Here is a 25,978-nt window from a genome sequence, read left to right on the forward strand (position 1 = left end):
TGTGCCTCAACACCGTTGCCACGTTTATTCTAAAAATGAGCATTTTTCAGGAGATGGAGCATTACATTCCGCTAATTTATCGCGATTTATCCAATGCCAATAAAAGTTATCTTGAGGTCGCCAAGCATCATGAGCAAGAATGATTTTATTGGTGATGGGATCGCCACCATAAAAACAATGGCCAGTTTCTAAATAAGTCACATCCCATTTCGCCATAAGAAATGTCTTCACTCCACGGATAAATTGTCCTGCGTCTTCCTGACTCGCTAACTCTTCTCCGTCAATATATAAAGGAAGCCAATTATGAAATGCATTATTCTTAATATCCCCTACTGATGGACAAATGACGATATTCTCGGAGTAAGCATTGGAAACCAAAAATAAGCATAAAAATGCTCTTATTATCATTATGAGCTATCCTTTTTAGGTCAATACAGGTGTAATCTTAAACGAGTACTGTGGCGTCAGAAATAAAACACCGGACTAAAGCAAAATATCATAACCCGGGTCACGGAAAAAACTAAGGGGGCTCAAAAATTTTCAGAACGTTCTTTTGCTAAACTATGATATAAGAATGCATAACTCGACTCTATTATCCCACTAATCCCAAAGCAGATGCTAAATAAGGAAATTATTATGATCTGACTTATGAATTCTACATTAGGCCTCTTGCATAACGAACCGATTTTTCATGAGAACAAAGCATGGTTTTTCGAGAAGCGGAGTTTACAGAGGAGTCAATAAGCACCGGAGAATCACTTATAACAGAGCAGTCGCATAACATTTGAAATTAAAAACCGGCTCATACAAACAAAAGAGGATATAAAACTATCATGTTCAAAAGTGTCAAAATAAGTATCCGTCTAAGTATTATTACCTTATTTGTGCTTTTGTTAGGCTGTGTTGGTTTTACCATCATTGCTATTAATTATATAGCTTTAGATAAAATTCTAAGTTCAGGTGCTAAAAATTTAATTGAGCAAACTTCCTTGTTGGTTGAGGAGCGAATTTATTCCTATTTATACCCTCTAAGTAATGATCTCATTCAAATTAGAAACACTATTAATCGCGGTATTGTTAACCCTGATAACACCAAGCAATTTGATGATTTTCTCAATGAAAGAATTCGATATAACCCAGAAATATTTATGATTTACTATGGAACAGTAAATGGCGATTTTTATGGAGTTGATCATGAAACGCCTAGTGTAATTGGTCTCAATCATATAGTGAATTCAGTATCCCCACCAATCAATATTCGCTATGAAATTGATGAAGAAGGTCATATTATTCGAGAAAGACAGCTAACCAAGCATTACGATCCAAGAGTTAGACCTTGGTATCAGCAAGCTGAGAAAGCGGGTAAACCTATTTTAACTGATATTTATACCTTCTTCGTATTTAATAAAAGTGGTTATTTTGTACCGGGAATTACCGCGGCAACTCCTATTTATGATAAAAATAACCAGTTAAAAGGAGTTTTTGCCCTCGATTTAACTATTGATGGAATACAGCGCTTTATTAAGGAATTACAGGTTACTAAAAATACAATGATCTATATAACAGATGACAAGCAGCAAGTCATTGCTTATAGGAATCCGTTTCAGACTCAGGATATTCGCGGTGAAACATTAACACCAGAACTCATTAAAAAATTCAATATACCTCTTGTTTCTTTTGACAAAGGAAATCAACCACGGGTTACCTCATATAAATATAACGGCAAAACCTTTTTTTTAGCCTATCAACCAATTACAGAGCATACTATCTATAAGCCATGGCATATTAATATTATTGTCCCAGCAGAAGATGTGCTAGCACCATTACAGACTTTAAGCATTCGAGCATTACTCTTAACAATTTTTGTTCTCTTGATTGGGGTACTAATGACTCGCTATATTTCTAAAAAAATCTCTTATCCCATCATTCAATTGGCTAAACAAACAGAAGAAATTACCAAATTAAATCTTAATCAACCGCCCTCGTTGCAGACTGTTATTAAAGAAATCAGCTACATGGATAAAAGTTTGGCGGCCATGCGAGCTAGTTTAGCCTCGTTCCAACGCTACCTTCCACGTTCGCTAGTCAAGAAGTTAATTACAAGCGGTAAAATTGCTCATGTTGGAGGTCAAAATGAAAACCTCACTATCTTATTTTCTGATATTCAGGATTTCACCACCTTATCAGAAGAAATTAGACCACAGCAATTAATGAATTATCTATCAGAATATTTCCAATCAATGACCGAGTCGGTCATTGTGCATCAAGGAACCCTAGATAAGTATATAGGGGATGCTGTTATGGCTTTTTGGAATGCGCCATCGCGAGATGAAAAACACGCATTCCATGCCTGCCAAACTGCCGTAGATATGCTTCAGCGAGCAGAAAAACTCAATAGCTACAAACGTCAAAATGGATTGTCTGAGTTTAAAATACGAATAGGAATTAATTCTGGCGAAGCCGTTGTAGGCAATGTTGGTTCAGATGACAGACTTAATTTTACGGCTCTCGGTGATGCCGTCAATCTAAGTAGTCGACTTGAATCTATTAATAAAATATACCATTCTGAAATCATTATAAGTCATACTACATATGAGCAAGTTGCCAATGAATTTACTTTCCGTTTATTAGATCAAGTCGCGGTTCGTGGTAAACGAAAAATAACCACCATTTATGAGTTGATTGCCAAGCCTAATATAGAGAATCTGGAACAACACAAAAAAGAATTTGCTATTGCATTTGCTCTTTATCAAAAAGGGGAGTGGAAACAAAGCTTAGGCTTATTTAAACAATTGACGCCAGCGTTCCATGGAGACCAATTGGCAAGTATTTATATCGAACGTTGCCAACAACTTATCAAGTCACCCCCCATAGTTTGGGATGGCATATGGCGAATTGAAGATTTATCAACGGGAATAATTAAGATAGATTAGATTAATACAATGGGTATAATGAATTATATGGAAAAAATATGTCAGATCTGAATCAATTGTCCATCAAGGATTTAATAAAATTAATACATCAACGCGAACTAACAGCATCCGATTTACTTGAAGCATATATTCGCAGAATAGATTTAGTAAACCCTAAAATTAATGCCTTGGTACAAAGCAATTTTTCCGCAGCAAGAGAAGCCGCTTTTGCTGCGGATCAAAAGTTGAAAAGAGCAAATTTCACTCCCAATCCTTTATTTGGCATTCCTTTTACCGCAAAAGATTTATATTCCGTTCCAAATTATGTGGTAACTTTTGGTACCCAAGGATTAAGTAATAAGGTATGTCGACATAAAAATACAGTGATTGCTCGTTTGCTCGATCAAGGAAGTATTTTTCTAGGCCTGACTAATACGCCAGAAATGGGCGTTTCTTTAGAGACAGATAATCTCGTTTATGGACGAACCAATCATCCATTGAATCACGCTTATTCAAGCGGTGGCAGTAGTGGTGGTGAGGCGGCGTTAATTGCAAGTCACGCATCCCCCATGGGGATAGCCGGAGATCATGGTGGCGGAGCTAGATATCCTTCTCATTGCTGCGGCGTGTTCACCTTACGCCCTTCACTGGGGCGTCTCCCACAAACAGGATGTGTCGTTCCCAAGCGTGGATGGGTTGCATTAACAAGCCGTATCGCTCCTATGACTAATCACATTGAGGATTTAGAAATTTTATTTCATACAATTCACGGTGGTGATGGTTTAGATCCCTATGCTGAACGACCTATGCCCCAACCTATACAGTTTGCCGATAAAAATATACGCGTTGCTTCTTTAGTTGACCCTCAATTTACCGATATTGATCCCGCGATTCCCGAAGTTATTGAACAGCTTTGCCAACAAATGTCTCAACACAGCATACACGTTGATACTATAGAAACCTCTCTATTTAAAGAAGGTATTTCTATTGCGCAACGACTGTTTCAAGCAGACGCTGGGCACGGCTTAAAAATGCTTCTAAGCGAAGTAGGTACCACGGATTTTTCTCATCAAACGCAAGCATGGTTAGACCAACAACCTCAAGCCCCTCTCTCTATGGAACAATATGCGGCATTATGGGCAGAATGGGATGAATATAAAATTAAGTTTTTAACGCTTTTTCAAAACCATGACGTATTAATATGCCCTGCTTCACCACAGTGTGCATTACCTCACGGCCAAACCCTTAAGCATAATGCCATTTGGCCATTAATTCGCTATACAGCAAGCCTTACATTAACTGAATGCCCTGTAGTAGTTATCCCCTATGGATGTAATCAACAACAATTTCCCATAGGAATACAAATAATCGCTAAACCATGGAACGATGAGTTGGCATTAGCCATGGCAAGAAAAATAAGTCAACTCAGGGGCATGTAAAAACATGCTTTTGGTAACTATCCAAGAGAATGGTGACACTTTTCATATGGCGATCGTGTATGGGCTTATGTGACAGGAAATACCCATGCTATTTATGGTTCTATAACCCAATAAAATGAAGGCCGGGCAACAAATTGCCCGGGTTACTCCATAATCCCCTCCCATCCAGGCTTCGGCGGTTTACGTTTAAATCGTTGACATCTTGCAATGAAGATTGGCGCTATAGTATCTGTCGGATAAATTTCCAAACACTGCATAAAATAACTGATTGCTACATCCCAAGATTGTTGTCTATAAGCGGCAAATCCATTTTCAAATGGAGGAGTATACGCGCTGAGGTCAAACTCTAAACATTCAATATTATCCGTTAATAACTCATAGATAGCACTACGTTGGCTACGGCCTTTAACTACTACGCAATCTATCCTTCTTAAAACAAATTGATCCTTTATTTGCTCGTAAACAGCCTCACTAACAATTATTTTGGTTTTATAATTTTTATTAATGCTTTCCAATCGACTAGCTGTATTGATGGTATCGCCTATAGCAGTATAGTTTATTCGTTCAGATGAGCCCAAATTACCTACAATAGCGTCCCCCATATGGATGCCAATACGAGTGAAAAAAACAGCATATCCCTTTTGTTGCCAGATGGCATTTAACTCATCTAATCTCTTTTGGCAGCGAAGTGCCGCTCTTGCTGCATGATGACAAGGGTTCATATTCGGTAATGGGGCTCCCCAGAATGCCATAATTGCATCACCAATATATTTATCTATGGTTCCTTTTTCACTGATAATGATTTGGGTCAACTCCTCGAAATACTCACCCATTTGTACCATCAGCATGTTTGGCTCTGTTTTTTCAGCAAATGTGGTGAAATGCGCAATATCTGAAAAGAAAACAGTCAGATTTTTTCTAACACCACCTATTCGTACGTCTTCACCCGATTCAATGAGCTGTTTCACGAGAATTTTAGGTATATATCGCTGAAACAACTTAAGACCAATCTTCATTGAGTGTATTGAATCTCTTAAATGAATTATTTCTTTAATATGCGATATAATCTGAATGTCTTCCTCAAGATTAAAATGCTTAATATTTTCTGTTTCTTTTACCAATAATTTAAGGGGTCTTATGATATGGTTAACTAATCTTGAAATGAGCAGAATACCTAGAACTAAAATAATCAGGCTGATGTAAAGAGTGATTATATTCAGTTTCTTCAGCTCAGCAGTAAAGTCACTTTGTGGTACTACCACGCCAATAAGCCAGCCATAATCTTCAAACGCCTTGACTGGAGTGTAATTGATTATGTAGGTATCATTATTATCGCTGTAAGAAAATGTGAGTTTCTTTTTCCCTCTCTTTTTATACTGCTCCAGTGAGTTTTCAATTAAAGGTATTGAATGGGCATAGAGTTCATCCAATTGTTGCGGGGAGGCGAGCAGATCAGTAAAAACCTTTTTATCTGGATAGGCAATTAATTTACCTTCTTTAGTGATAATAAAAGCGTAGCCGTTAGCTGTTACTCTTTGATTTTTAATAATTTTGCTAAGATAATTAAGATTTATACTAATAGCAACAGCTCCATAGAACTGTCCATCTTTAAATACTGGAGATGCTGTTGTAACCCCCCTATCATGAAGATGTTGATAGAAATAAATATCCGTCCATATCGTTTGTTTTTCTTTTTTTGCTAGTGTGTACCAAGGACGTACACGGGGATCAAAACTTAAATCAGGAGATGATATTTTCTCAATGATCTTGCCAGAACTATCACGGTGAATAATGGTATGTGTTGCAGGCAAGTGGTTACGATTATAAATTTCAGAAGTAATGCCTCCATTATTTGCTTTATTAGAATAAATAAAATTGCCGTGCTCATCCCCCCAAAAACTACTAAACACAAAAGGCAAAGAATTAATCAGCTCAATGGTTAAATCCTGTATTTGTTCCTCTCCATTTTTAACAACCCCATTCTGAATCAAATGAGCCGAAAATTGACCGGATACAGAAGTAGGCGTGAGAATTGCATTGATTTGTCGCAATACTGAAGTAGAGGCAGACTCCATACGTTTATGAGCTACGTAGGTGGTTGTTTTTGTATAACGTATCGTTGTAACAATAATGATTAAGGATGTAGTAGCAACAAACAGAGAGATAAATATAAACAACATGCTGGATCTAAGAGAAATAATGTATTGATTTATTTGATTAAAAAAACGTCTAATCATGCTTTTCCTTAGCAAGGGATAAATTCCATTTGGAATCGATTATATCCTATTGTTCACAACGACAGAGAAAAACACAAGCAAAAGAAATCATCCCTACGTTAATGGCTCAAATGCGTTGCAGTAAAAACTGAAAATACTCCAATAACAACAAAATTAGACTTCTTTCCAAATTCGCTGTGGCGAAGGAAGTGCGAGGAGACACTGAGCGCAGTGTACACGAAGAGCACCGTATCGATGAAGCAATTTCCCGCAGCAGTAGAGTTTGGAACGAGGTCTATTGAGTCCCATTTGCTGACAAGTATAGAACTCCATTGGGTTTAAAATGGCATTCGCTAATCCATGATAAACCAATCTAAAAATAGCAAGAAATAACTTAATTAATCGATTATGCATCTTGTTGATTAATATATTTACATTCAATACAATGCATCATTCTTTTGCTAAATTTTTTCCTGGAGCGTTGTATGAGTAAACATAAAACTAAAGAGCAGGCATCTGAATACTATCAACAAAAAGGGTTTGACTTGCATGATCAATTACAAGAATTTGATGGTGTGGCAAATAATACAAATAAACGCAACTGTAAAGTCATCCAACAGCAATTACAGGTTCAAAAAGAGTTGGAGAGTTGGGAGCAAAAACTCAAGAAGACACCTTCAAAACAATTAATCGCTAAGAAATTAGACCAGTTACAGAAGGAGCATTATAAAGAACTACACCCCTTCGAAAGGGTCTATATTCTTTTACTCGACGATTACGTCAGACAGAACTTTAATGGAAAAGGAAAAAAATTATTACTAGAGGAAATAGAAAAATTAGAGAGAAATACAAAAAAATTCTCTTTTTTAAACAATGCGAATACGAAAAATAAACAACTATTAAGGACAATGAAGTCTATAGTAGTAAAATTAGAGGAACTAGAGAAACTACAACAAGAGTTATCTAAACAATTTAGTAGAGAAAGAAAAGTAGAAGTTAAAAAACAGGATATTCCATCTAAAAATAAGCAAGAAAAACTTGATCAAGATATAGATGGACCAGCCAGTGGTATAAAAGAGCAAGAAAGTTCAGATAGAGAGACGTTTTTTTCTAAACACGTACGAAAAAATGCCATGATCGAGTGTGATTTATCAACGCCAATGGAAATTGATGAAATTGATGAACTAGCTGAAACCCTAGCCTCTTGCAAAGTATAACTGATGTCAACCTAAGAAGGTCGGGCAACCAATTGCCCAATGGCACTACCTTAATAAAAGGAAGAAAAAATCGTAGCCCGTATTAGTGCAGCATAATACGGGAATACCCTAGCTCAGTGCACTGAAATCCCGGATTACGCTGCGCTCATCCAGGCTACAAAAACTTAAGGTAGTGCCATTGGGCAACCAATTGCCCAATGGCACTACCTTAATAAAAGGAAGAAAAAATCGTAGCCCGTATTAGTGCAGCATAATACGGGAATACCCTGGCTCAGTGCACTGAAATCCCGGATTACGCTGCGCTCATCCAGGCTACAAAAACTTAAGGTAGCGCCATTGGGCAACAAATTGCCTACGTCATAAGAAAGGTGAAAGAGAAATATGGCGGCCCCTATTCGAGTGCATTTTCGGCTAGGAGTTACCGCTATGATTGGTAGCCCGACCTTCTATAAGAATCTCTTTGCCAACACTTTTTGTTATGTAGTAACGTAGGTTGAGCCTTTAGTCCAACAAGCTATGTCTTGAGTCTTAAACTCCATCAACACCAACTATTTTTATTAGGCTAGGCTAAAAAAATATTTTCAGTCTATTATGTAAATAATACCGCCATATCAGAATCCATTTAATTAAGGAATACTATGAAAATCCCAACATTAATTGTGTTCATTATGTTAATTACATCTACCCCTATTTTCGCAGAAGATACTCCGTATAATGGTCCCGATAATCCAGTTATCCCTGCTGATAATAATAAAATCAGATTAAATCTTGCTCAGTGCATAGAAGATGTCAATGAAGTTTTCACTGACAATCAAACTCATGATATAGCGAAAGATCTTTGTAAATTACGAGAACAACATCAGGCCGCACGTCAACAAGCCTTAAAGAGGTTAGCGGCGTTAGTAACCCTATATAAAGGGATGACGAATCATCAGCACGATCAGAGACTTGCTCAAACTATTTCATTCATTCAGGAAGGAGTCAACAATTGCATCAACGCTCTAGCTTCTCAGGAATACTGTCATAATATAGCTTGTGCCACTGAACCAGAACTTGATGCTATCTTTTGTGACCAGCAAGCGACAGGCATCATTAATCGACTTTTAGGGCATGAGTAACACTGTAGCCTGATTTATCCTATTAGGTCAGAAATGGTGACAAAAAACACATCCTATACTATAAATAATAGTATTTGGGCGTTTTTAAAACATGGTTCGTTTTAACCGATTAGTCATTATCGTTTTTTTTCTTATTTCAACCGCCCTAACAGCAAATAATACCACTCGGCACTTAAATCAAAATAAATTAAAAAACCTAACGGATTCTTACTTAAAAAGATATCACTCCCGCGAGCATATTTCGGCGGTGACTTTGACTATTGATAACGGTAAAGAGAGAACGACCCAATACAGTGGTAACACTGATTTTTTCAAGTTTCATCCTGTAGACTCCTCTAACCTCTACCAGGCCGGCAGCATTGCTAAATCCTTTATTGCTGCAGTCATTTTGCAGCTCGAAGCCACCCCGGAACTTCATTTTAATATTGACGATAAATTATCTAAATACCTACCTCAATATACTGAGTGGGGTGATATCAGCGTAAAACAGCTCTTAAATATGACAAGTGGTATACCTGATTATTTAGAAGACAGTAATTATTTGCAGGATCTTGCAAATAACCCTCATAAACAATGGTTATCAGAAGAAAAGCTAAGTTACGTAATGAATAAACCGTTATTATTTGCTCCGGGCACTAAATGGAATTATTCCAATACCAATTACATTTTAGCCGGATTAATTATCACAAAACTCACTGGAAATAGCGTTGCAGAAGAACTAAATGAACGCTTTCTGGCACCCAATAATCCCTATCGGCTCCATTTACAAAATACTTTTTATGTATCGCATCAATACCCAGAATACGTCATTCCTCGTATGGTGCATGGTTATTTTTTTGGAGGGACTAGTGAGCAATTTATTCCATACGAAACAGATATCACTGATTATAGTTTATCTTATGCAGAACCTGCGGGCGCAATCGTTTCTAATAGTGAAGATATAACCCAGTGGGTCAGGGCATTATTAACACCTAATCGAGTATTAACTCAAAAGCAGCTGTCAGAATTAACAACCCTTGTTTCTACAATTACAGGACAACCACTAACCACCCCAAATCGAGATAATCCAAATGGCTTTGGATTAGGAATTGGCCTAAGCTATATGGAGCCTAAGTTCCCTGGTCTTATTTTCAATTACGAGGGTATGACTATAGGATATCGCGCTCAATACATCTATATTCCTAAGGAAAATATCATCATTTCAGCAACAACCAATAGTAGTGTTAATCCAGATAACGATCATTTGATTGAGTTAATTAGCGATGCCTATGATGCATTATCTAAATAAATTACTCCTGATCTCTATTAACTCTTTTTTATTCTTCGCTAATACCAACCAATATTGCTATCATAAATGCCCTTATTATTGCGTCATGATTTATTCTTTAGCGAGAAAACAATGTATTTTCCAGCATGGCCACATACTAAAATAAAAGAATTATTTCCCGATATTTTCTATGTTACAGGTACGAATAAAATAGACTATGATGGTATTCACTTGCAATACAGTTGCAATATGATCATTATCCGTAATGATGATGAATTATCACTTATTAATACTATTCGATTAGATGATGCGGGTCTAAAAGAGTTAGATGCTTTAGGAGAAGTAAAACATATAATTAGAATAGGTGCCTTTCACGACAGACATGATGCGTTTTATCTTGATCGCTATGATGCAAAGCTATGGGCTTTAAAAGGAATGAAACACTCGCATAATCACCCTACTGATAGAGAATTAGCTCCTCATGAGCCTTTGCCTATAGCTGACAGTCAACTATTTGTCTTTGAAACTTCTGCAGCTCCAGAAGGCATCATTCATGTTACTCGTCAAGGGGGCATTATTATTACCTGTGACAGTATAAAAAACTGGATAGCCCGAGATGAATTTTTTAATGATGAGACCGCTGCCTTGTACGAAAAGCAAGGCTTTTTTGGTGAAGCGACCATTTCTAATGTATGGCGGCAAGCCACTCAAGTGCAACCAGAAGATTTTATACGCCTGCAATCCATGACATTTTGTCACCTTCTTAGTGCTCATGGAAAACCATTAATCGATAGAGCCTATGATGCTGTAACAAAAACAATAAATACCGAATTTAAGATGTAACGGTGAAACCTGGGTTGCAGTCTTTCAGACTTCCACCCAGGCGACAAAAAAACTGTGTTGTACTCTACTTTTTAAGCTCATGCAAAGTAATAGAATTTCCTTCTGAATCTAAGATCACGGCCATTCTGCATACTGGAGAAGAAAAAGTATCTAATTTAAAATGCACACCATTTTTTTTAAGATCAGCAGTTAAAACATCTAAATCATCGACCTCAAAGGCAATACTCCCGCCAGCTACGGCGCTGGGTTTAACTCCCTGAGCCAAAGTAGTAATGGCAAAACATCCTCCCTGCGGTAAATCATACTCAACCCAAGCCCCATTGACAGCCAGCGTGCTGGGAGTAAGCCCCAAATTATTTTTATAAAAATTCTTAGCACGCTCCATGTCCTCAACAGGGTACATGGTAAAGGCTACTTTTTTTAGCATCTTAATATTTCCTTATAATGCGTTATAAAATTCGTAGTTGGAAATTCCTATCACCAATTCTGATAGATTAATCCACCCAAAATAACATTTGTTACTCTTGTAACACTGTAGTTAACGTTAATTTCGGACAAGAAACTCAATTACTCCAGAGCCGTTCGTGCTGAGGAGGGGGGAAACCCCGTCTCGAAGCTCCACCAAGACAAAAATCTTGTGCTTATGCTTCGATACGACGCAAAAAACGCGTCGCCTCAGCATGAACGGGACGGTGTGAAGCAGAGATTTGTCACTTCCTTGTCCGCGAAACTCACGTTAGTTATACTAAACCATGATTATAGTCGTCAAATTAGAAATTAATAATTCATCAATGCACATTATTCAAAAAAATAAAATGATTCATTATTTAGATCTTGTTACTACCGTAAAGCAATATTTGCATCATTGGTTTGCCTTCCCTAAAAATAAACTTTTTGCTCAGGTAAGCACAATCCATGAGCAAAAGCCATGCATTAGAACCATGGATCTCTATGATGTTACGTCTAAAGGCTCACTGATTTTTTTAACCGATACCAACTCCCCAAAATGGAGTCATTTAACCCGCAATCCAAATATAGGGATTTGTCTGTTACATCGAGAATACGGCCAAATTATTGTAGAAGGCTCCGCCCTATTAGATACGAGCGTTACTAATCTTTCTTTGGCGACTTTATATTGGGAAAATTATTTAGACGATTATTGGCGACGTTTCTATCTATCGAACAGCAGCAATACCACTGCCCATGGAATCCCGTCTTCATTTGGTATCATGCATATTATACCTAAGTCATGGGAAATATTGGCGTTTAGTACAGACGATTTTTTAAAAGGTTTAAGAGTAAAATATCAATTGCATGAAGGAGTATGGATAAAAAACCCTTTGCCACTTCTTTAAAAGTCTAAAACACTACAAACTTCGTCCGATTAAGTTTAAAATGCCTTCGAGCCCATAGCTCAATGGGTCAGAGCAGCGGATTCATAATCCGATGACCCAGGTTCGAATCCTGGTGGGCTCGCCAAATAGAGAGAATAAAAAAGCTAGGAGGCACTCTCAGAATTGTTAAAAACAATACTACATTTTTCTATATCTTCTAACACTAAACTATGAATAAGAAAAACATGACTGAATCAGAAGCCATAAATACAGAACAATGTTCTTTAAGTAACACTCATATTAAATCTCTTCTTGTAAAAGCCATAGAAAAAATAGATGAAGTATATAGAGCATCTGATGCTAGTTACGGGCTAAAAACAGGACTTACTGAATTTGATAATCTCACAGGAGGGTTATCTCCTTCTGATTTAATTATTATTGCCGGCCGTCCTAGTATTGGAAAAACAACGTTGGCAATGAATATCATCGAACACATTGCTCTAAAATTAAATAAAACAGCGATTCTTTTTTCTTTAGAAACCGCACCAGAAATTTCAGCCCTAAAATTTATTTGCTCATTAGGGCGAGTTGATGCCCATCGTTTACGATCTGGCTCGGTTGAAGATGAGGACTGGCCGAGGATCACTACAGCCGTTCAAACACTAAGTGAGTCCCCAATTTATATAGATAACGTCATAGAAGAAACAATAGATACTATTTGTGCAAAATCACGAAAAATTGCTTTAAATACCGGTAACATTGGTTTAATAGTTGTTGACTATATCCAATTACTTTGTTGCCGTGGCTCTACTCCTGAAAATAGAACTGCTGAACTATCATCAATTCTTCGCTACCTAAAAATATTGGCAAAAGAGTTAAATGTCCCTGTGATTGCTATTTCTCAGTTAAATCAAAATGTTGAGCAACGCACCGATAAACGTCCGATAATTTCCGACTTAAAAGACTCTGAATCAATTGAGGACGATGCCGACATGATCTGCTTTGTACACAGAAACGATTACTATGATGAAAACTCGGAAGATAAATATATTGCAGAAATTATTGTTGCGAAACATCGCAATGGACCACAAGGCAAAATAAGAACGGCCTATTTAGGTCAATACGGACGATTTGAAGATTTACGTTTCACACATTAAAAAAACTAAGGCCTGTGAGGACAACTCATTGTATTCATCTCTTAATTTTTCACCATAAGGAACGGTTCCCTCCAATACTCGTCTAACAGTGGAGTGAACTCCTCGAAAAACTTTAATAGAACTTTGGATGTCCTCCTCAGAGTAGAATTCATGCAGTTCTCCTTTCATCTATTCCATGGATTTTAGTAAAATCGGCGTCCGTGCGTTGACACATCAGTATCAACGCAATTGATCCTAAAATTAACTAATAGGCGGGGCATTTTTCTGATTATCTTCCTTAATATCCTCTAATGTAGCTTTCATTTTGTTTTTGAAAAGCGAAGCTACCTTGCCTGAATCACCTCGTACCTTTGCATGTTCTTCTTTATGGCCAAATTTATCTTCCGCTAGTTGATCAAGATTGGTAATCATTTGATCCAAGCGCGCACAATGTTCAAAAGTCGTTTTATAACAAGAATCTGCTTTATAAGTATTAGATCCAGGCTCCATTTCATCAGCAGGATTGAAATGAGTAGTCGCTATTTTAATTGCGCCTTCCTCAAGTTTTAAATGCTGGGATCTTTCGCTAATAATCATTGCAGCGGTCCAAAGGCATTGTAATTGCTCCTGGTTAACACCCCTTAATATTATAGGATTCTTGGCTGAAGGAGGTTTTTTTAAGCTCGCTATTAGCTGGGTGACCATAGCCATAGAATAAGCAGCCCTTGCATCTGGATCACTTGCGTCAGGGAAATTTGCCACAGAGAGTTTGATTTTTGCTTTAACTCTGTCACTACGAGGAATACGCTCTTCTATAAATCGACCAACAACTCGTTGATTCGTTGAAACAGTATGCTCACGAAAACAATGAGGTTGTACTCTATTAGTCATCTTATAAGGTCGGGCGTGTTCATCCTCATAAACTTCTATAGAAGTTTCTTCTCCTGGTTTGACTGGGCGACCCGCAGCAACTCTTTCTAAATAATTACGTTTATCTTTTAAAAGATGATCAGCAGCTGTTATTTGATACACCGCGGTGTCTTGTTGAATATCTTTTCGATCCTGTTTTGCTTGTTTTACAATATTCAACACACCATGATGAGTCAGAAGATTTTTCTTCTCTTCATTGCCTTTAAACAAGCGTTGTACCGGCAGTTGTACGCGTAACTCATCTTCAATTCGACGTAAAACTCGATTCAGTGTCTCTCTGTAAGCAAGAACCTCTCGCTTATAGGGCTTGCTTTCTAAATCATCTTCTGTTGGTAATCCACCTAAAAACTCTCTTATATCGCAGCGTTGTCTATCTAAATAAGGGACAAGCTGATCACAACCTTCAGATAGTTTTTCAAAGTAGGCCTCTAGTTCAAGCGCATATTCTTTTGCTGATCCTTGAAACGCGGGATTAATCCACACCATAGGTGTTTGGCTCAAAGCAACCAGCTCATTGCGCACCTCATTCAAAGGCTCTATTTTTTCCATAACACTTCTTAATCTATCTTCGTTATAGTTTTGTAATGCACGCCATTGAGATTCACCACTCAGAATTTTAGTATTCTCATTAGCACGAATATTCTCTAACTGTACTATACGAGTCCTTGCTGCTTTTGCGATTTCACGAATATCTTTTTCCACATCAAGCAATGCTCTTAAGTGTTTTGGATTTAAACTGGAAAACTCTGTTTTCGCATTGAGTAAATCTTTTTTATTCCCTGCAAGCTTAACTAATTGCAACAACTCATAATCTTTGCTTCTTTTAACTTCATCTAAGAGAGCTTTCAATGCATCAACATGCCCGCTTCTTCTATCCCTAGCCGCGGATTTTAATCGTTCAAAAGATTCTTCATCCGCTGCTAAACGATGAGCATCCTCTTCATCTACACCAATATCTTTAAGAGCATCAACTAATGCACCAGCATCTTCAGCATCTTCTATTGCTTTAAGAAGATCAGGATTATCAACCAAATCCATTTTCTTCAGTACGTTATTTTCCAAAGCACGTAATTCTCTTCGCTCGGAAGCCTCCTCCTGCTCAATTTCTAATACGGCATCTTCTTCCCTATCTTTATCTTTCACGCTTTCTTCATCTGTAATACCATGATCGATTTCATCATGTTTACGTTTTAAACGTGATTTATCCTCTACATCTTCTACTTCATTTTCATCTTCTGCTTCTCTAACGCCATGATCGCTTTCATCACCCTTACGCTTTAAGCGTGGCTTATCCTTTTCTTTATGATCAACAGGAACTTCCACATCCCTATCAACTTTATCCCGTAGAGGAGGAGCTTTATCTTGCAATGCTGTTAAACGTGCAGAGGCAAAATCAGCCACTTCTCCAACAGCCTCTTCATCATACAAAGCATCAATCTCATCTCTTCTCTTCAGCTTAGTGCGATTATAAAGATCTTCTGTATCTTTAGCAGAAGCAATGAATCTCAGTTCATCTAAATCATCAATTTCTGCAATTTCTTCTTTTAAAGCAAGAACCGCTTTTTGTTGTGCCACTTGTTTTAAAGTATCCCTGAGCTTCAGGATTTCTTTGTCTTTTTCTGTAACAAGAGATCTTTGGCGTGCATCTTCTTGTCGAATACGATCCAACTCGAGATCTTTAATTCGAATACTTTGCTCAAGATTTTCAACCTTGCCCAGTAATTCTGAATTAGTATTGCCTAATAATTCGGACTGGCGTTGTAACTTCTCATGCGCGACCTGCAGCAGCTGCAAGGCCGTTAAATGCTCGTGCGATTGCTCTTTCGTTTGTTCCAGCAACGCCCCTTGAACCACCATCTGTTTACGTAACTCATCCGCCTCACCCCTCGCCAAAGACAAATCACTATCTAATGACTTATGGCGTTCGCTCCAATCATGGATCTGCCCAAGTAAATCCTTAACCCGCAATTCACCTTGGCGTAATTCATCCGCTTGAAGTTCCAAGCGGCTGCGGAGCTCCTCACGGCTTTGGTCTGCCAAATGGACTTTGCTTTGCAACGCCTCAAGTGCTGATTGATGGCTTAAGCGTTCTTCAGCCAACAGCTCCGTACCATGAACCTTATCTTCTTCCAGCTCACGAACTTTATTCTGGTGCGCTTGGGTTAACTCACTAATCTCTATACGAAGTCGCTCTGAGTCTAAAACCGCTTGCTGCAACGTCTCTTTCGTCTCCTCCAAGCCCTTACGTGCCAAAGCACTGGCTGCACGCTCAGCATCTAATTGCTTCGTCAGGCTGACTTGCAGCCCGGTTAGCTCTTCTACTCGAGATTCAAGGCTGCCTACCTGGTCGGATAACTCCGTATTCGTCTTTCCGAGCGCTTCGGACTGGCGTTGTAACTTCTCATGCGCGACCTGCAGCAGCTGCAAGGCCGTTAAATGCTCGTGCGATTGCTCTTTCGTTTGTTCCAGCAACGCCCCTTGAACCACCATCTGTTTACGTAACTCATCCGCCTCACCCCTTGCCAAAGACAAATCACTATCTAATGACTTATGGCGTTCGCTCCAATCATGGATCTGCCCAAGTAAATCCTTAACCCGCAATTCACCTTGGCGTAATTCATCCGCTTGAAGTTCCAAGCGGCTGCGGAGCTCCTCACGGCTTTGGTCTGCCAAATGGACTTTGCTTTGCAACGCCTCAAGTGCTGATTGATGGCTTAAGCGTTCTTCAGCCAACAGCTCCGTACCATGAACCTTATCTTCTTCCAGCTCACGAACTTTATTCTGGTGCGCTTGGGTTAACTCACTAATCTCTATACGAAGTCGCTCTGAGTCTAAAACCGCTTGCTGCAACGTCTCTTTCGTCTCCTCCAAGCCCTTACGTGCCAAAGCACTGGCTGCACGCTCAGCATCTAATTGCTTCGTCAGGCTGACTTGCAGCCCGGTTAGCTCTTCTACCCGCGATTCAAGGCTACCTACCTGGTCGGATAACTCCGTATTCGTCTTTCCGAGCGCTTCGGACTGGCGTTGCAACTTCTCATGCGCGACCTGCAGCAGCTGCAAGGCCGTTAAATGCTCGTGCGATTGCTCTTTCGTTTGTTCCAGCAACGCCCCTTGAACCACCATCTGTTTACGTAACTCATCCGCCTCACCCCTCGCCAAAGACAAATCACTATCTAATGACTTATGGCGTTCGCTCCAATCATGGATCTGCCCAAGTAAGTCCTTAACCCGCAATTCACCTTGGCGTAATTCATCCGCTTGAAGTTCCAAGCGGCTGCGGAGCTCCTCACGGCTTTGGTCTGCCAAATGGACTTTGCTTTGCAACGCCTCAAGTGCTGATTGATGGCTTAAGCGTTCTTCAGCCAACAGCTCCGTACCATGAACCTTATCTTCTTCCAGCTCACGAACTTTATTCTGGTGTGCTTGGGTTAACTCACTAATCTCTATACGAAGTCGCTCTGAGTCTAAAACCGCTTGCTGCAACGTCTCTTTCGTCTCCTCCAAGCCCTTACGTGCCAAAGCACTGGCTGCACGCTCAGCATCTAATTGCTTCGTCAGGCTGACCTGCAGCCCGGTTAGCTCTTCTACCCGCGATTCAAGGCTGCCTACCTGGTCGGATAACTCCGTATTCGTCTTTCCGAGCGCTTCGGACTGGCGTTGTAACTTCTCATGCGCGACCTGCAGCAGCTGCAAGGCCGTTAAATGCTCGTGCGATTGCTCTTTCGTTTGTTCCAGCAACGCCCCTTGAACCACCATCTGTTTACGTAACTCATCCGCCTCACCCCTTGCCAAAGACAAATCACTATCTAATGACTTATGGCGTTCGCTCCAATCATGGATCTGCCCAAGTAAATCCTTAACCCGCAATTCACCTTGGCGTAATTCATCCGCTTGAAGTTCCAAGCGGCTGCGGAGCTCCTCACGGCTTTGGTCTGCCAAATGGACTTTGCTTTGCAACGCCTCAAGTGCTGATTGATGGCTTAAGCGTTCTTCAGCCAACAGCTCCGTACCATGAACCTTATCTTCTTCCAGCTCACGAACTTTATTCTGGTGCGCTTGGGTTAACTCACTAATCTCTATACGAAGTCGCTCTGAGTCTAAAACCGCTTGCTGCAACGTCTCTTTCGTCTCCTCCAAGCCCTTACGTGCCAAAGCACTGGCTGCACGCTCAGCATCTAATTGCTTCGTCAGGCTGACTTGCAGCCCGGTTAGCTCTTCTACCCGCGATTCAAGGCTACCTACCTGGTCGGATAACTCCGTATTCGTCTTTCCGAGCGCTTCGGACTGGCGTTGTAACTTCTCATGCGCGACCTGCAGCAGCTGCAAGGCCGTTAAATGCTCGTGCGATTGCTCTTTCGTTTGTTCCAGCAACGCCCCTTGAACCACCATCTGTTTACGTAACTCATCCGCCTCACCCCTTGCCAAAGACAAATCACTATCTAATGACTTATGGCGTTCGCTCCAATCATGGATCTGCCCAAGTAAATCCTTAACCCGCAATTCACCTTGGCGTAATTCATCGGCTTGAAGTTCCAAGCGGCCGCGGAGCTCCTCACGGCTTTGGTCTGCCAAATGGACTTTGCTTTGCAACGCCTCAAGTGCTGATTGATGGCTTAAGCGTTCTTCAGCCAACAGCTCCGTACCATGAACCTTATCTTCTTCCAGCTCACGAACTTTATTCTGGTGCGCTTGGGTTAACTCACTAATCTCTATACGAAGTCGCTCTGAGTCTAAAACCGCTTGCTGCAACGTCTCTTTCGTCTCCTCCAAGCCCTTACGTGCCAAAGCACTGGCTGCACGCTCAGCATCTAATTGCTTCGTCAGGCTGACCTGCAGCCCGGTTAGCTCTTCTACCCGCGATTCAAGGCTGCCTACCTGGTCGGATAACTCCGTATTCGTCTTTCCGAGCGCTTCGGACTGGCGTTGTAACTTCTCATGCGCGACCTGCAGCAGCTGCAAGGCCGTTAAATGCTCGTGCGATTGCTCTTTCGTTTGTTCCAGCAACGCCTCTTGAACCACCATCTGTTTACGTAACTCATCCGCCTCACCCCTTGCCAAAGACAAATCACTATCTAATGACTTATGGCGTTCGCTCCAATCATGGATCTGCCCAAGTAAATCCTTAACCCGCAATTCACCTTGGCGTAATTCATCCGCTTGAAGTTCCAAGCGGCTGCGGAGCTCCTCACGGCTTTGGTCTGCCAAATGGACTTTGCTTTGCAACGCCTCAAGTGCTGATTGATGGCTTAAGCGTTCTTCAGCCAACAGCTCCGTACCATGAACCTTATCTTCTTCCAGCTCACGAACTTTATTCTGGTGCGCTTGGGTTAACTCACTAATCTCTATACGAAGTCGCTCTGAGTCTAAAACCGCTTGCTGCAACGTCTCTTTCGTCTCCTCCAAGCCCTTACGTGCCAAAGCACTGGCTGCACGCTCAGCATCTAATTGCTTCGTCAGGCTGACCTGCAGCCCGGTTAGCTCTTCTACCCGCGATTCAAGGCTACCTACCTGGTCGGATAACTCCGTATTCGTCTTTCCGAGCGCTTCGGACTGGCGTTGTAACTTTTCATACTCTCGTTCTTGTTGTTTAATCCGCTCTTCCAAACCAAGGCGTAATCTCTCAGATTGTGCCAACTCTTGTCGCAAACGCTCTAATTCTTTTTCATGATCTGCTCGCGCCTTAACAAGCTCATTTTGTGCTTCTTCTGCTTTCAAGCCACCTAACTTAATCTGCCCATTAAGCCGCCCAATCTCTTCAGCATGCTCTATATGTTCACGATGGATTGCTTCTTCTAATTCAGACGAACGCCGCATCGCCTCTTCTAAGTGTTTCTTAGTAGAGGAAACCTCCGCTGCAGCCATGCGAGAGCGTTCTCGCTCCGCTTCCAAACTAAGGCTTAGCTCGTCTTTGTGTCGTGTTAACTGCTCAAACTCACCTTCCAAATTGCGGATACTCTTAGTAAGCTTACTAAGAGAGTCTCTTTCGCTAGCCAATGCTTTAATGGCATGGCTAAGATCCTGTCGCTGAATAGCGACTTCCTGCATCACATCGACAGGAACATCGAGTGAAACCGGTGGGGCTATTACCAAGTCACGAGGGGTTAATTCTATTAATAATTGGCTATAGAATGCTTTAGCAACTGAATCTCTTGGTGCATCGTCAGCTAACTTTTTAAATAAGGCGACTTTATTCTCAGTAGATAACTTGTCGTTATGTAATAGTTCTCTTAACGCGGGGTGGCTATTAGCATTGTTTGCTTTTTCAAGAAGCCATTCTTCGTTAACTAATAATGCCACCATACGATACAACTGTAACTCTGGGGCTCGGAAATCAGGAGATATTTCATTAAATAGTTGATTTAAAATTCTAAATTGCAGTACTTCATTTTTTTCAGAAGTTAAAAAGTTTCTTAATGGATTGACAGGATGAGGGTTGCTTAATAAATGAACTAATACTTTTTCTGGATCTTTGCACTTGGTTTTAATCTCAACCAACATTTCGGTAAGAACAGGAAACTGTCCTTGCTCTAGAACGTAATTAAATAAATTTTTGCCATTGTCATCAGTTTGCGTAAACAAAACGGTAGCTTGGTCTTTTGACAGTCCAATATCATTACCTAATTTAATGAGTTTTTTTACTCCTGCATAATTACTATTTTGAGCAGCAATCAAAAGAGGATGAGCATGAGTTCCTGGAGGAGAGGCGAGTAAAAACATCTCTGAAACCTTTGGCTTAGCCTGAAGTTGCTCAAAAGGAGTTACATCTGAGGTATTTTCATCACTTAAAAATAAATGATATGGAGATGTATCATCAGGAGGGAATAACATACCTAAAACTTTTTCTGGAGTAATTTGATCCGTAAGTTCAGTATTTAATTGATTATATTTGTTTATAATCAGGGTAAAAAGATCTTTATTGCCAAGCACAGCACAAAGATGTAATGCATGACTAATGACTTTATCATCGCCATGGCCTTTGGGTAATAACTTCAAAATGGAAGTTAACTGTCTTGCATTGTTATTGCGAATTGCGATATGAAAGCAATCTGCTGACCATTTAACATAAGGTGCAGTTTTGGTCGCTTTACTTGGCCCATACTCTTCCATCATTAATTTGAATATGTCTTCTGGGCGTGCACCAGCGCGATCTAATGCAATGATTAAATTATCAAAAACATCAGATAGGCCTTGTTCCGCTGCATAATGTAACAAACCACGAGCTTTAACTTGTGCTATAAATGTAGGATTGGATTCCCTTGGTATTTTGGCTAATAAAGCATTGAGAATTTGATTTTGGCCTTTAGCAATACATTCTACGAATAAGGTTTCAAATGGCGCTCGTGGACCTATGAATTTATCATTCAATTGCCGTTCATCAATAGTGTGGTTTAAAATAGCAATTGCTTTATCTTTTTGCGTTGGAGTACTTGGATAAGTACACAAGACATCCATGCGTTTTAATTCGCCTACAGGTGCAGATAAATCATCCGCTATAAGTGGAACTCTATCGTCTGCATCGAAAATTGCTTGTAACGCTTCACTATGAGCAAGAGCCTGTTGATGACCAGGATCCTTTAATTTTTCATACGCTCTTATGCAATGCTGCGCTCTTGCTAAAAGATTCGTCAGCTGATCTTTATTAAACCCTTGGCCATTACTTACTGCCGCACGTACACTTATGAGAATATCATCAATATCTCTAATGATTCTTTGTTCTGGGCCGTCTACAACTAATCGACGCGCAGGAGTATCCAATACGTTGCGAATATTTTGTAAGCGACGATAAAGATGGAGCGGCTCCCCTTCACGTTGGTTAGAAGGAATAAACATGACCGCATCTTGTTTACTCGCTATATCACTTTCTTGAGTGACTTTATCCTTAACTTTATCGCAAGCAAAAAATTCATTAAATTTTGCCATATTAACGATTTTCAATCCTGCGGGTATTTTTCCATCAACATCTAAAACACCGGGAACAACATAATCGATAACTGCACGTCCTTTAACTAGTGTAAAGTAGGCATTACGATTACACACACCGAAAATCATTGCAGTTAAAGCCCAGTTATCCATATAAGGATTAGAGTTTTCTAGTACCGTATTTAAATCAACTCTCGGGGCATCATCGGCTAAAACTTTGGGGCTAATATAAGGCAGGGTTCCATTACGCGCGCCGTGCAAAATTTGCAAAGTAGGGTTGACCCCGTAACGAATACCTTGGCCAGTTTTTATCACATAACGTCCACACGAGTCAGAACATTGGTTGCCATCGACAGAAGGTTTTGGCTGTTCGGCAAGATCTGGACCAAACAGTTCGGTAAAAAGTTCAACTGCTGATTTTTCTGATACTGCTCCATAAGTACGTTCAAATCCCCCGGTTGCCCAGTCAATATATTTTACTTGGTAGCTACCATCAGGGTTTCTTTTATAGAGAAAATTCTCTGGTTTGATGTCATTATGGGAAAAACCTAAAGTCGCAAAGCGATGCGCCTCGCCAACAATAGCTTGTGATAAATCAAGACCGTCCTTTAAAGACTGTACTAATTCTGCCTCACTAAATTCTTTACGCTTTAAGGGATTATGATAAGCAATATCCGCCTTAGGAAGTAAACTCAACTGTTTATTCGCTGTATCAGCAAAAGTATCCCCTTTAGCGCGATCAGTTAAAATTTGATATTGTTTAGGGGCACCAGTTTTCGCAAATAATTTACCAGCAGTTCTCACCTTATCATTTTCTATCCAATACTGAGTCCCACCCGAAATAAGGCCACTCCTTTCCTGTTCAGTAATAGAGATAAATTTCAATAAATCACTTTCAATTCTATATAGGGGGTCGTTACGAGAGGTAAGAGGTCTTGTTCTAAGTTCTGCACGGCTCTCTTCCTTGAAAGTCGAAGAGGCATCGCTCTCAGGAACATAACCTTTTTTGATCACCTGATTCAAACCGGATAATAAACTTTCAACCTCTTTCACCGAGCCATATTGACCCACACCTAAAAGTCTACTGTGGGTAAATAAACGACCTTTTTTCTTTTCTCCCCCAGCATAAGCTTCATCTAAACCTTCAAAAGGAGCGATCACACCACGACTACCACCATAGGAAAAGATAAATTCACCGCCGGCTGGCTTTACTAAAGAGTACGGAAGTTTTACTGCACCAATGTTAAGAGTTACGTTTCTTACAAGAATGCCTTTGTCATTTAAAACAGCTACTGTGTGCTCACCTGTGACCGAATGTTTTACCTTAAATTGGACAGTACTAACATCTGTAGGGTGGATTGCTCCGGCAATTTGTTTCAAGATAGAGAAATAAGCATCTTGTTCCACAGCGGTTAGAGCTGGCTCGCCGTTTCGAGTACGCCCATACAAGCGAGTCATCTCTTCGGCCATACTTTTAATGTCTTTTTCCATGCGATCGACTTCTTGCGGAGTTTTCAATTTCAAAGTCTCTTGCATGCCCCTATATTCTTCGAGAAATATTGCCTCTACTTTCCTAGCAACATCAACACCTGATCGGAACGCCTCTTCTAAGGCATTAGCCTTGGCTGCTCTCTCTCTTTTAGAAGACTCAATCACTATTGATTTTTGAATAATGGGTTTAAGGTTTTCTGGAGCACCTGCTGGATCTTCCAAGGATAGTTTGTTGTAAGCCGTAGTTAGGCTGGCTTCTAATCCGGGGGTATCTAAAGCCTCTTTGTAACGCCCAGCCCTGACATGAACACAAGCTCCTTCAAGAGTAGTCGTAAGTTGCGATTTCACTGCGAGCGTAGGGGCATTAAGGGCATTTTGCACTTGAGTTACTTTAAGTACAGGATATAACTCCAGTAGCTGGCGTAATAATAGTTCTTCACTATTACTGAAGGGTAAACTACGAATTTCTGATGGCTCACTTGCATTAATGGAATGTTCAACTTGGTCCAATATTGCTTGGCAAGCAACTTTTGCCTCTCTAGACAGCTCCATCGCTGTTAGTTTCTGCTTAATATCCGCGATCGACTTACCTCTAATCGGAATACAACCGATTTTATCTGTGATCGCTTTTTCCTTAATAAATTCAGGCATTAAGTTCTTGATCTCTCGCGCAAACCCTCCATTTTTTCCGATGATCTGAACTAACTTTTTACGAAAGGCCTCATCATTATCGATATTAAAGAAGTTAATCTCTATATCCCCATTAGCAAGTAAGCTCACTATTGGTTTGGATGATTGAGCGTTAAATATTGCTTCTATGTGGCGTTCAATGTCTGGCTCTCCAGTTTCTTTAAACCGAGCAGTTACATCACCTTTTTTAAGGTTTTTAGCTTTGGCACCAGCATAAATATTCGTCAGCAAATCCTGCAATTTTACATAATCTAACCGATCTGGATATTTATAGTTTATTGCAGTGATTTCCTTTTCTGCTTTAAATAACTTATCAGCTCTTAGATAGCGCATCTGCGCTAAACGAGCGAATGTCTCATCGGTTCCTTTACTTTTAGTAAATAATTCCTCATCGCGAATATTTCTAGCCCAAAATAAATCGCGCGCCAGATTAGCCTTCGTTTTTTCTGCATACTCAAGGCGATCTTCACGTCCAAACCTTAAAGCATCAAACAAAGCTTTTCGTGCTTTTAGCGCATTAATTTTTTCATCATTGATCCAATCACCGGCTTTTCCTATGTGTACTTTTCTTTCTACTTCAGCTAATAAATCGCCAATAGATTGTCCATTCGTTGCTCTATAATCACTGAGATTATCAATAATGGTTGATTGCCTTACATTAATAAGTTTTGAGTATAAGAGATTAATAAACTGCTGGTATTTCACATATTTTGTAGGCTCATCTGCAACTGGATTTACGTTACTGCAGTCACGACGCACAATTTCATAAAAGCCCATTTGCGCCAATCTTTGACATTGAGCGCGCAACTGAACATCTTGAGGATTGCTTTCATAAAGACGGATAGCCTGGACTATCATGTCTTGGATATTCGCTAAAGATAATGTTTTTAATTGAATTTCTTGTTCAGACCGTTCTAATTTAGATAATACTTCAATATATAATTGGGTCTGTAGTGCTTTAATCGCAGGCGGAGCATCAGAGAGGGTATAAGCCAGGTGTTTTATATCACGGAAATTTTGCGCCAGTGATTTAATAAAAGCAGGGGCTTCATCCCTGATATTCAGCTCGGCTTTATGCTTTAGTGCACTTTCATACTGCTCAGAAAGCGCCTTCATCCGTGTCTCAATTTGCAACAAGGCCTCACGCTTTTTAGCTTTGTATAAATTTAATTGCTCATTGGCCGCCACATTATCACGAATACTCTCAGGCAGTGCCGCTAATCCCTTCGAGATTTCCTCCTGATCCCTCATCAACTCCTGATAAGCAAAAGTAATTAGGGTGGCTCTTAGGATTTGCGCTGAATCCCCAGAAAAATTAATAGCATTAATACCATTAACAAATTTTTTGCAGTACGCCATAGTTAAGATCCCTCAGAATCTGCTTACTTTTAAGATATTCAATACTTTAATTTTACCTAGTTAATATTAAGGGAAAATTAATGATCTCTCTGATTATAGAACAATC

13 protein-coding genes and 1 tRNA gene are annotated in these 25,978 nt (G+C 39.9%); 9 read left to right on the plus strand and 5 right to left on the minus strand.

Annotation, left to right across the window (positions count from 1 at the left end; translation table 11 throughout):
* Nucleotides 1-24: 24 nt before the first annotated feature.
* Nucleotides 25-408 (minus strand): hypothetical protein, encoded by a 384-nt coding sequence (locus tag LFA_RS15130; protein ID WP_045096914.1) that lies wholly within the window; start codon nt 406-408, stop codon nt 25-27.
* 425 nt (nt 409-833) lie between these two features.
* Here LFA_RS15130 and LFA_RS15135 point away from each other — a divergent pair, with 425 nt between their 5' ends.
* Nucleotides 834-2,933 (plus strand): adenylate/guanylate cyclase domain-containing protein, encoded by a 2,100-nt coding sequence (locus tag LFA_RS15135; protein WP_045096915.1) that lies wholly within the window; start codon nt 834-836, stop codon nt 2,931-2,933.
* Nucleotides 2,934-2,971: 38 nt separating this feature from the next.
* Nucleotides 2,972-4,351: an amidase gene (locus LFA_RS15140; protein ID WP_045096916.1), complete on the plus strand. Its 1,380-nt coding sequence runs from the start codon at nt 2,972-2,974 to the stop codon at nt 4,349-4,351.
* 143 nt (nt 4,352-4,494) lie between these two features.
* Here the strand turns inward: LFA_RS15140 and LFA_RS15145 are convergent, their stop codons facing one another.
* On the minus strand, nt 4,495-6,588 hold the full coding sequence (locus tag LFA_RS15145) for an adenylate/guanylate cyclase domain-containing protein (protein WP_045096917.1): 2,094 nt from the start codon (nt 6,586-6,588) through the stop codon (nt 4,495-4,497).
* 153 nt (nt 6,589-6,741) lie between these two features.
* The gene (locus tag LFA_RS19940; protein WP_157010389.1) at nt 6,742-7,008 is read right to left on the minus strand and encodes a hypothetical protein; all 267 of its coding nucleotides are present in this window, start codon (nt 7,006-7,008) and stop codon (nt 6,742-6,744) included.
* 44 nt (nt 7,009-7,052) lie between these two features.
* On the opposite strand from LFA_RS19940, the gene LFA_RS15150 reads away from it, so the two are divergent.
* From LFA_RS15150 to LFA_RS15165, 4 genes are all read left to right on the plus strand, one after another.
* Nucleotides 7,053-7,784 carry a hypothetical protein gene (locus LFA_RS15150; RefSeq protein ID WP_045096918.1) on the plus strand — a complete coding sequence of 244 codons (732 nt, stop codon included), beginning with the start codon at nt 7,053-7,055 and terminating at the stop codon, nt 7,782-7,784.
* Between the two features lie 638 nt (nt 7,785-8,422).
* On the plus strand, nt 8,423-8,902 hold the full coding sequence (locus LFA_RS15155) for a hypothetical protein (protein WP_045096919.1): 480 nt from the start codon (nt 8,423-8,425) through the stop codon (nt 8,900-8,902).
* Nucleotides 8,903-8,993: 91 nt separating this feature from the next.
* On the plus strand, nt 8,994-10,190 hold the full coding sequence (locus LFA_RS15160) for a serine hydrolase domain-containing protein (protein WP_045096920.1): 1,197 nt from the start codon (nt 8,994-8,996) through the stop codon (nt 10,188-10,190).
* Between the two features lie 66 nt (nt 10,191-10,256).
* Nucleotides 10,257-11,012 (plus strand): hypothetical protein, encoded by a 756-nt coding sequence (locus LFA_RS15165; protein WP_231865861.1) that lies wholly within the window; start codon nt 10,257-10,259, stop codon nt 11,010-11,012.
* 64 nt (nt 11,013-11,076) lie between these two features.
* On the opposite strand, the gene LFA_RS15170 is transcribed toward LFA_RS15165, so the two are convergent.
* Nucleotides 11,077-11,439, minus strand: coding sequence for a VOC family protein (locus LFA_RS15170; RefSeq protein ID WP_045096921.1), 363 nt, complete (start codon nt 11,437-11,439; stop codon nt 11,077-11,079).
* Between the two features lie 364 nt (nt 11,440-11,803).
* Between LFA_RS15170 and LFA_RS15175 the strand changes: the two genes are divergently transcribed.
* The 3 genes from LFA_RS15175 to LFA_RS15185 all read left to right on the plus strand — a co-directional run bounded on the left by LFA_RS15175 (nt 11,804) and on the right by LFA_RS15185 (nt 13,503).
* Complete coding sequence (locus LFA_RS15175) at nt 11,804-12,367, plus strand: pyridoxamine 5'-phosphate oxidase family protein (protein WP_231865862.1); 564 nt, start codon at nt 11,804-11,806, stop codon at nt 12,365-12,367.
* A 48-nt stretch (nt 12,368-12,415) separates the two neighbouring features.
* Nucleotides 12,416-12,491 (plus strand) — tRNA-Met (locus tag LFA_RS15180).
* A 100-nt stretch (nt 12,492-12,591) separates the two neighbouring features.
* Nucleotides 12,592-13,503 (plus strand): replicative DNA helicase, encoded by a 912-nt coding sequence (locus tag LFA_RS15185; RefSeq protein WP_052673999.1) that lies wholly within the window; start codon nt 12,592-12,594, stop codon nt 13,501-13,503.
* A gap of 240 nt (nt 13,504-13,743) precedes the next feature.
* Here LFA_RS15185 and LFA_RS15195 read toward each other — a convergent pair whose 3' ends face one another.
* Entirely contained in the window at nt 13,744-25,872 is a 12,129-nt protein-coding gene (locus LFA_RS15195; RefSeq protein ID WP_045096923.1) for a hypothetical protein, read from the minus strand.
* Nucleotides 25,873-25,978: the final 106 nt, after the last annotated feature.

It is taken from the genome of Legionella fallonii LLAP-10 (assembly GCF_000953135.1).
Classification (GTDB): Bacteria; Pseudomonadota; Gammaproteobacteria; order Legionellales; family Legionellaceae; genus Legionella; species Legionella fallonii.